The following is a 2855-nucleotide window of genomic DNA, read 5'->3' as shown; positions in this document are numbered from 1 at the left end:
ACCTGCCTGCCGGCATCCTCTCCCCGTATAGTGACGGGGAGAGGGGCGCTGTCATCAATGGTTTCGTCAATCACCGGCGTTGCAGGAAGGGCGCCGGCGCTGCGGCAATCTCCCTTCTCCCCGTCACTATACGGGGAGAAGGTCCCGGCAGGGGGATGAGGGGCAGCGCCAACGTTCCCGCAGGACGCATCACTCGGCCCGCCGGTGGTCACGACTTGACGGGCAATCCGGTCGCCGCGGCGATCTGGCTTGCGGCGTCGTCGAGTGCCGTCTTGGCGTCGGGATAGCCGCCGGCCAGATACTTGGTCTGTACGGCGCGGACGATGATTTCGGCGTCGCTCTGGAACTGCGTGCCGCGGCTCGGAACAACCTTCGGCAAGGTGCCGAGAATGTCCTTCCACACCGCCTGGCCGCCCCAATAGGGCAGACCTTCCGAGACGTAGGGGTCATTGAGCGCCGAGATCAGGGACGGCACCAGGCCGAACTCCTTCAGCATCGTGATCTGGCCTTCATTGGTTCCGAGCGTGTATTTCAGATAGGCGTAGGCGGCCTCCTTGTTCTTCGACACCGAGGTGATAGCCAGCGAGGAACCGCCGAGATTGGCGGCGCGCGGCCCGTCGGCGGTAAGGCTCGGCATCAGATAGACGCCCCATTTGCCGTTTTCACCGGCAGATTCGGTGCGAATGGTGCCCTCATACCAGCCGCCATAGATCTGGGTGGCGACGGTGCCGGCGGTGTTGTTGGTGATCTTGGTGCCCCAGTCGGCCGACGAGATGATGCCGGCGTCCTTCATCTCCTTGACCTTGGTCATGGCATCGACGCATTTGGGCTGGTTGACCGTGATCGATTGTCCGTCCTCGGAGAAATAGGCGCAGCCCTGTTCGTTGGAGATCATGCGGAAGAATTCCGAGTCACCGTTGAAATCGGCATTGGTCATCGAGACGCCAGGATTGGCGGACTGGATCTTCTTGCCCGCGGCGATGAAATCGTCCCAGGTCTTGATCGACGCCGGGTCGACGCCGGCCTTTTCGTAGAAATCGCGGCGATAGAACGCGGCAACCGGGCCGGAATCCCACGGCATTGCATAGGCCTTGTCGCCCACTTCCAGCTCGGTGCGCTTGAAATCGGGGAACTTTTTCTGGTCGTCGGCTGTGTAGCCGAGCGTATGCAGGTCAACGAAGCAGTCGGGGAACTGGCTCCAGTAATTCTCGGCCTCACCGTTCTCGACGGTGACGATGTCGGGCAGCCCGACGCCGCCGGCGGCGCAGCCGGCGATCGACTTGTCATAGGTCGGCTGGTTGCCGAGATCCTGGACGGTGACCTTGACGTCGGGAAATTGCTTGTTGAAGCCGGCAATGGTCGCCTTCAGCGATGAAGCCGCGACATTCCAGCTCCAGATGGTGATTTCGCCGGATTGCGCGAAGGCCGGGGCTGAGCCCAAGGCAAGCGCGAGCGCGGCGCAGGTCATTGTGATGCGCATTGAAATCCTCCCATTTCATTTGCTCTCTCACTGTGAGCGTGGCTAGACTATGCAGTGGGCAAGGCCTGTCGCCGTCAAAAGGAATATGAAATTGGCGGAAAGTAAGATGCCTGAACGGCCGTTCTACCAGCCTGGGGCCAGCAGCGTGGAAGGCCTGCCGCTGCTCCTGCAGATGTTTCACACCAATCCGTTGGTGATGCTCAAGCCGCACTGGCACGCCCAGGTCGAGGTTAATTTCATCGTGCGCGGCAGCGTGCATTACCGCATGAACGACCACGAGATTTCGCTTTCGGCCGGCGAGATGTGCCTGTTCTGGGGTGGCCTGCCGCACCAGATGGACGATTTGTCCGACGACGCCATCTATGCCGGGGCGCATCTGCCACTGGTGCATTTCTTCCGGCTGCACCTGCCCACGGATATAAGGCACCGGCTGATGACCGGCGCGACACTGGTGACATCAGCCACCGACCAGTCCGACAACCATAATTTCGAGCGCTGGAACCGCTACGCCCGGTCCGGCGACCAGGCCAAGGCCGAACATGCCGTCAACGAATTGCTGCTGCGGCTGGAGCGGGTGCGGTTCGAGCCTTACCGGCTGGTATCCGCAACTCCGACCGACCAGGAAACAGGCAGCCCCTTCGACCAGCAATCGTCGCGCAATGTCGGTCGCATGTGCGATTTCATCGCCGAAAACTTCCTCTACGACATCGATTGCGTGAACATCGCGGCGGCCGCCGACATCCATCCCAAATATGCCATGAGCCTGTTCAAGAAATCCACCGGCATGACGCTCAACGAGTATGTGAACCTGTTGCGGCTGAGCTATGCGCAGGCGCTTTTGATGCATCAGGACGCCAATGTGCTGCGCGTCGCCATGGATTCGGGCTTCGGCTCGCTCAGCGCCTTCAACAAGTCGTTCCGCAAGCTCGCCGGCATGTCGCCCTCCGATTTTCGTAGAGGCGTGACCGGCGCCAGATAGGTAGCGGCGACCAATGCGGGTCTGAGCCGCGAAGCATTGTGCGCCTCGATCGTCGGCTAAAGGCAGTGCCACGGCATGTCAGCCGGCAATAGCGGCACGGACAAGAATGGCGAAGGCCGGATCGTGCCATGCCGTGCCCGATTCCGGCCCGCAAGCGGCATGGAAACCGGGGCACCGCACGGCGTCGCTTTTCCTGCCTGAAATCGCCCACTAGGCGCTGGACAGGCCGAATTCCCGTGCTATAACCCACGCGCTTTCAAGGGGCGCCCCACGGCGCCTCGATGAAATCCGGCGAACCAGTTTTGGTTTGCCGGAACAGGCCCAGATAGCTCAGTTGGTAGAGCAGCGGACTGAAAATCCGCGTGTCGGTGGTTCGAATCCGCCTCTGGGCACCAT

At 61.4% G+C, this 2855-nt stretch carries 2 protein-coding genes and 1 tRNA gene; 2 read left to right on the top strand and 1 reads right to left on the bottom strand.

From position 1 onward, the window contains the following. Positions 1-208 precede the first annotated feature (208 nt). Complete coding sequence (locus tag EOB49_RS33395; RefSeq protein ID WP_127330826.1) at positions 209-1480, bottom strand: extracellular solute-binding protein; 1272 nt, start codon at positions 1478-1480, stop codon at positions 209-211. 85 nt (positions 1481-1565) lie between these two features. Between EOB49_RS33395 and EOB49_RS33390 the strand changes: the two genes are divergently transcribed. Together EOB49_RS33390 and EOB49_RS33385 are read left to right on the top strand one after the other, a co-directional pair. Beyond that, a complete protein-coding gene (locus EOB49_RS33390) occupies positions 1566-2459 on the top strand; it encodes a helix-turn-helix domain-containing protein (RefSeq protein WP_024504770.1) in 894 nt (297 codons plus the stop codon). 319 nt (positions 2460-2778) lie between these two features. Continuing rightward, positions 2779-2854, top strand: a tRNA-Phe gene (locus tag EOB49_RS33385). The last annotated feature ends 1 nt before the right edge of the window (position 2855 follow it).

Source organism: Mesorhizobium sp. M7A.F.Ca.MR.148.00.0.0, assembly GCF_003997735.1.
Taxonomy (GTDB): domain Bacteria; phylum Pseudomonadota; class Alphaproteobacteria; order Rhizobiales; family Rhizobiaceae; genus Mesorhizobium.
This window is presented reverse-complemented; position numbering and strand designations above follow the sequence as displayed.